Origin of the sequence: Actinoplanes sp. NPDC051633 (genome assembly GCF_040681735.1) — a bacterium.
In the GTDB taxonomy this organism is placed as follows: Bacteria; Actinomycetota; Actinomycetes; order Mycobacteriales; family Micromonosporaceae; genus Actinoplanes.
The window spans coordinates 1-5,023 of the sequence record NZ_JBFAZH010000566.1 but is presented as its reverse complement, the minus strand read 5'-3'; the positions used below and the strand labels follow the sequence as shown (position 1 = coordinate 5,023).

Genomic DNA, 5,023 nt, shown 5'->3' with positions numbered 1-5,023 from the left:
ACCTGGACGCCGCCACCCGGCTGGGTGACGACCGCGCTGTGCAGGGGATCCCGCTGTCCGCGCTGCTCGGGGCGATGCAGGCCAGTCGTACCCGGGCCCTGGAGATCGCGATCCAGCGCGGCCGCGCCGCCGGCCTGCCCGACGAGACGCTGCTCTGGGTGCTGCCCGAGCTCGACCGCAGCACGGCCGCGCTGGAACGCGGCGTGATCAACGGCTATCAGGCCGCCGAGCGGCGGCTGGCGCACGATCGGGGCCGGGCGTTGCGGCGCCTGTTGCGCGGCGACGGGGCGACGGCCGAGGAGCTCGGGGTACGCGCGGAGCGGCCGTATCACTGCGTGGTGGCGACACCGGGCACCGACCTCGGCGGCGAGCTGTACACCGCGATCGACGGACATCTGGCCGGCCTCGCGATGCGCCCGCCGGCCGGCCCGGTCAGCGGCGTGGTGATCGTGGCGCCGGCCGGCACCCTGGCCGAGGCGGCCGAGCGGTACCCGGCCTGCGTGACCGCCCTCGCGGCGGCGGGCCGGCCCGGCGTCCACCATCTGCTCGACCTGGCCGCCGACGTCGCCCTCGCCGGCCAGCCGATGCTCGCCGGTCTGCTCACCGGCACCCTGCTCGCGGCGCTGCGCCCGGACGACGACTTCCACCGCGAGCTGGTGACCACGGCGCTGGCCTACCTGGACCACGGCCGGCGGCTGGACCAGACCGCGGCGGCGCTCTTCGTGCATCCCAACACCGTCCGCTACCGGCTGCGGCGGCTGCGCGAGATCGCCGGGCCGGAGGCCGAACCGGCCGAGAGCATGACGATGCGCGAGGCGGTCCGGCTCTGGTGGGCACTGCGGCAGTGGCTGACCTGTTGATCAGCTGGACAACCGGCTCCGGCCGGCGATGTCGCGATGAATCTCAGACGTCGAGGTCCTCGATGACGGGCTGGTCGGCGACGTCGACGACCAGCTTGTAGAGCTCCTCGGGGACGACCGCCCGCAGGTCGTCGAGGGTGAGAGCGACGTGCACGGAGGAGCTGGCGGGGGTGTGCGTCCAGGTCTGCTCGGCGCTCCAGTCACCGATCCAGGCGCGCCAGCCGGTGGTCCACTTCTCCGCACCCGGACCCACGTTCACGTGCGCCTCGGACTTCCGGATGTGCACCACGAACTTGTCGCTGCGGGTCCGGTAGACCCGGTAGGTCTCCGAACCCTCGTTGCCCGAGCGCTCCAGCTCGGCCAGCAGCACGCCGGAGAACCGCTGTTTGCGGCCGAGCCCGGGGCCGACGCGCACGACGATCTCGTCGTACCCCTGCTTGCGACCCTCCTCGACCTCGACGTAGCGCCGCAGCGCGGTGGAGATGGCGGCGGAGAGGGTGCCGCCGGCGAGCTCCTGAGCGCGCTGGAAGAGCGGCAGATCGTCGTCGGACACGTAAATCGTCTTGTTGGGCATGCCTCAGACTATACGCATACCTCTACGTACACGCACTACCTCAGCGCCGACCAGATCCTGCCCGGGCGGCCTCGTTGAGGGCAGTCAGCAGGGCCGTGGTCGCCGGCGGGTCGGGCGGTTCGCCGTAGGTGGCGGCGTAGATGTGGCGCGGTCGGCCGGGTAGCTCGCGCGCGATGATCCCACCGGCGCGGTGCACGCGCAGGGCCAGCCCGGGGATCGTCCCCACCCCGAGCCCGGCCGCCACCAGCTCCTGGATGACCACCATGTCGTCGGAGGTGTATCCGATGCGCGGCTCGAAGCCCTCGTCGGCGCACACCGCGAGCAGATGGCTGCTGCAGCGCGGGCAGCCGGCGATCCAGGTGGCGTCGCGCAGGCCGGCCACACTGCTGCCCTCCTCTGTGGACAGCAGATAGAGCGGATCGTCCAGCAGGTGGTGCAGGCGAACGCCGTCCGGCTCCGGCTCCGTCTCGTCGTAGCGGAAGACGATCGCGACGTCGATGCGACCGCCGCGCAACAGCTCGAGTGCCTCGGGCGGGTGGGTGTCGACCAGGCTGATCTCCAGACCGGGGTACGCGGCGGCCAGCGTCGCGGCCGCCGAGGGAATGAGCGAGCCGATCGCGGAGGAGAAGGCGGCCAGCCGTACGCGCCCGGCGGTCAGCCCGACGTGCGCGGACAGCTCCGCGTCGGCGGCGTCGATCCGGCCGAGGATCTCGGCGGCCCGGTCGGCGAGCAGGCGCCCGGCGGGGGTCAGCCGGAGGCCGCGCCCGACCCGCTGCAGCAGCCGCGCGCCGGTCTCCGCCTCGAGCCGGGCCAGATGGTGGCTGACCGTCGGCTGCGAATAGTGCAACTCCTGGGCGGCGGCGGTCACCGAGCCCAGCCGGGCCACGGCATCGAGCACCCGCAGGCGCGTCACGTCCAACATCCATTGATGGTATCTATAGATCAGCCCGAACCTTTGTATTGGACGTATGAACGGCGGGCGACCACGCTGAGGCCATGACGTTGACCGACCTGATCGACGGCGTCCGCGCCGAGATCGCCACCCACGCCGACTGGCCCGCCACCGCCCGACTCGTCGCCGACCAGCTCCGCAAGCACCTGCCGGATCCGGCCGACGTGCTGACCGCCGAACAGCGGCTCGGTTCGCCGGACACGTACACCAGCCACAACCTCCACATCGAACCCGACGGCTCGTTCTCGATCCTCGCCGTCGTGTGGCGGCCCGGTCAGCTGACCCGCATCCACGACCACCTGACGTGGTGCGTGGTCGGCGTCGTTCAGGGCATGGAGCACGAGGAGCTCTTCGACGCGGACCTCAACCTGATCGAACGCCGGGCGAACCCGACCGGTGACGTCAGTGGGTTCGCGCCGCCCGGCGACATCCACCGCGTGCACAACACGTCCGACACGGTCGCGATCTCGATCCACGTCTACGGCACCGACGTGACCCGCACCGGCTCGAGCGTGCGCCGCTTCTACAACTGATCACGTCCCGGCATGTCCCGCACCCGTACGCGAGCTCGCCGCCGAGCCGGTGCCGCGGCCGACCTTCGTGCTGCGCGCCTACGAATCCGTCCCCGTTCGTGCGGCGCCGTCCCCGATGCCGGTCGACCGGTAGTCCTGGCGGGCCTCCTTCATCGCGGGCGAGGTGTACACCGAGCCGACGCGGAAGCCGTCCAGCCAGGCGGTCAGCCGCGTCGCCTCGGCGTCGAGCGCCTTCCGTGCCCGCCCCGAGATCTTCTCCAGCAGGTGCACCCGCACCACCCCGTCCGGGTCCTGCACCCAGCAGCCGACGATGCGGCCGTCCACCCAGGCCGTCGAGCCGCCGTTGCCGTTGCGGTCGAAGATCTGGGCGCGGTGCGGGCCCAGGTAGAAGTCGCGCTGCTTCCAGCCCATCGTGGTCGGGTCGAGCACCGGCAGCAGGGCGGCCCACGGGCCCGGCTCGGGCGGCTCGCCAAGGTCGCCGGGCAGGAGCCACCCGGTGGTGCCGCCGTCCAGGGAGACGGCGACGGCGTCGAGCTCGGTCAGGGCGGCGCGGACCACGGTCTTGGTCGAGCCCAGCCACCACACGATGTCGTCCTCGGTGCCCGGGCCGAACGTGTGCAGCCAGCGGCGGACCAGCTCGCGGTAGCCGTCGGACGCGGTCCACGGCTCCGGCACCTCGCCGAGCCAGTCGCACGTCCGGGTCCAGCGCGGGCGGGAGAGGTGCCACCCGCCGGTGTTGGCGCCCCGCACGATGTCGGCGGTGGCGCCGAGGTGGGTGAGCACGTGCGGCGCGGACCAGAACTCGTTCGGTCGTACCTCGATCCTGAAGTCGATCGTCGGCACCGCTTGGCGGATCTCGGCGGCGGTGCGGCCCTCGGGAGCGCCGGCCAGCACGGCGAGAATCTCGGCGCGGGCGCGGTCCAGCCACTCGTTCCCGTCGGCGGCCAGGCCGGCCTTGACCGCGTCCTTGGCCATGCGGGCCCGCTCGTTGGCGGCCACCCGCGCCGATGGACCGGCCCAGGCGGCCGGCAGCAGGTCGCGGGGGAACACGAACAGCGTGCGCCGCATGGCGAGCTGCTTCACCAGAGTGCGGTCGGCGTAGAGCGCCCGGTCGACGTCGGCCGCGCCGATCGCGTGGCCGCGGGCCCGGCAGGACAGATAGACCGTCGCGGGCTCGGTCGAGTGCAGGACGGTCATCGCCCGCGTCGCGGCCTCCGGGGTGTCGACCCGATGGGCCGGCGCCAGCGCGTGCCGGACCGCGAGCCGGGCGCGGCGCTCGTCGTCGGTCACGTGGCGCATCGCGCCATGCTGTCACGTCGAACGGCGGACGGTGCGGGCACGGACGGGCTACCGGCTCAGATCCAGTCCCAGCCAGTCGGCGAGGTCCTCGATCTCCGCGTCGACGGCCGCGGCCGTGTCCTTGCCGAAGGGCTCGTCCTCGTGGACCGCGTTGATCCGCAGGACGCCCGCGGCCCGGTCGGCGGTCGCGTCCACCTTTCCGATCAGCCGGTCGCCGTGCAGGATGGGCAGCGCCCAATAGCCCCAGCGGCGCTTCTCGACCGGCTTGTACATCTCGAGCTGGTAGTCGAACTCGAAGATCTCAGCCATCCGCTTGCGGTCGAACACGAGGCGGTCCAACGGTGACAGCAGTGCCGTCCGCCCCTGGAAACCACCGTCCAGGTACGCCGGGTCGACCCGCCACTTCCCGCGCACGCCCTCGATGACGGCCTGCTCGCCCGCCGCACCCACGTCGTTCGCGTCGGTGGGAATCGCGGTGGCGCGGCTGCGGGCGATGCCCAGCGCACGCAGCCGGCGCCGGTCACGCTCCAGCGCCGCCTCCTCGGCGGGCACCACCGGATCGTCGGGGTAGACGCGCTCGGCCAGATCCCACAGCCGGTCGCGGCCCCGCCGGCCCACGACCGCCACCTCGCCGCGGGCGGCCATCATGTCCAGCAGCCGGATCACGTTGCGATCGTTGTTCCACCCCGAGGAGCGCCACGGCACGATCGTCAGATCCGGGAAGGCGTTCGCGGTCAGCGGATTCTCGTCGTAGAGCCGCTCGAGGATGTGGCGGCGGCACTCGTCGTTGGCGCGTACCCAGTCC

6 protein-coding genes are annotated in these 5,023 nt (G+C 72.6%); 2 read left to right on the top strand and 4 right to left on the bottom strand.

Annotation, left to right across the window (positions count from 1 at the left end):
* Positions 1 to 860 (top strand): helix-turn-helix domain-containing protein (locus AB0M20_RS26725; RefSeq protein ID WP_364302727.1); only part of this gene is annotated, 860 nt, incomplete at its 5' end.
* A gap of 43 nt (positions 861 to 903) precedes the next feature.
* On the opposite strand, the gene AB0M20_RS26720 is transcribed toward AB0M20_RS26725, so the two are convergent.
* Positions 904 to 1,434, bottom strand: a complete 531-nt coding sequence (locus AB0M20_RS26720) for an EXLDI protein (protein WP_364302725.1) — start codon at positions 1,432 to 1,434, stop codon at positions 904 to 906.
* 40 nt (positions 1,435 to 1,474) lie between these two features.
* On the bottom strand, positions 1,475 to 2,356 hold the full coding sequence (locus AB0M20_RS26715) for a LysR family transcriptional regulator (RefSeq protein WP_364302723.1): 882 nt from the start codon (positions 2,354 to 2,356) through the stop codon (positions 1,475 to 1,477).
* Between the two features lie 74 nt (positions 2,357 to 2,430).
* Between AB0M20_RS26715 and AB0M20_RS26710 the strand changes: the two genes are divergently transcribed.
* Positions 2,431 to 2,919 carry a cysteine dioxygenase family protein gene (locus AB0M20_RS26710; protein WP_364302721.1) on the top strand — a complete coding sequence of 163 codons (489 nt, stop codon included), beginning with the start codon at positions 2,431 to 2,433 and terminating at the stop codon, positions 2,917 to 2,919.
* A gap of 78 nt (positions 2,920 to 2,997) precedes the next feature.
* Here AB0M20_RS26710 and AB0M20_RS26705 read toward each other — a convergent pair whose 3' ends face one another.
* Positions 2,998 to 4,218, bottom strand: a complete 1,221-nt coding sequence (locus tag AB0M20_RS26705; RefSeq protein ID WP_364302719.1) for a winged helix DNA-binding domain-containing protein — start codon at positions 4,216 to 4,218, stop codon at positions 2,998 to 3,000.
* Positions 4,219 to 4,266: 48 nt separating this feature from the next.
* On the bottom strand, positions 4,267 to 5,023 hold a 757-nt coding region (locus AB0M20_RS26700), incomplete at its 5' end, for a crosslink repair DNA glycosylase YcaQ family protein (RefSeq protein WP_364302717.1).

Bases quoted from the DNA above. Each gene is read 5' to 3' on its own strand.
- AB0M20_RS26720 (WP_364302725.1), bottom strand. From the start codon at position 1,434: ATGCCCAACAAGACGATTTACGTGTCCGACGACGATCTGCCGCTCTTC.
- AB0M20_RS26705 (WP_364302719.1), bottom strand. From the start codon at position 4,218: ATGCGCCACGTGACCGACGACGAGCGCCGCGCCCGGCTCGCGGTCCGG.
- AB0M20_RS26715 (WP_364302723.1), bottom strand. From the start codon at position 2,356: ATGTTGGACGTGACGCGCCTGCGGGTGCTCGATGCCGTGGCCCGGCTG.
- AB0M20_RS26710 (WP_364302721.1), top strand. From the start codon at position 2,431: ATGACGTTGACCGACCTGATCGACGGCGTCCGCGCCGAGATCGCCACC.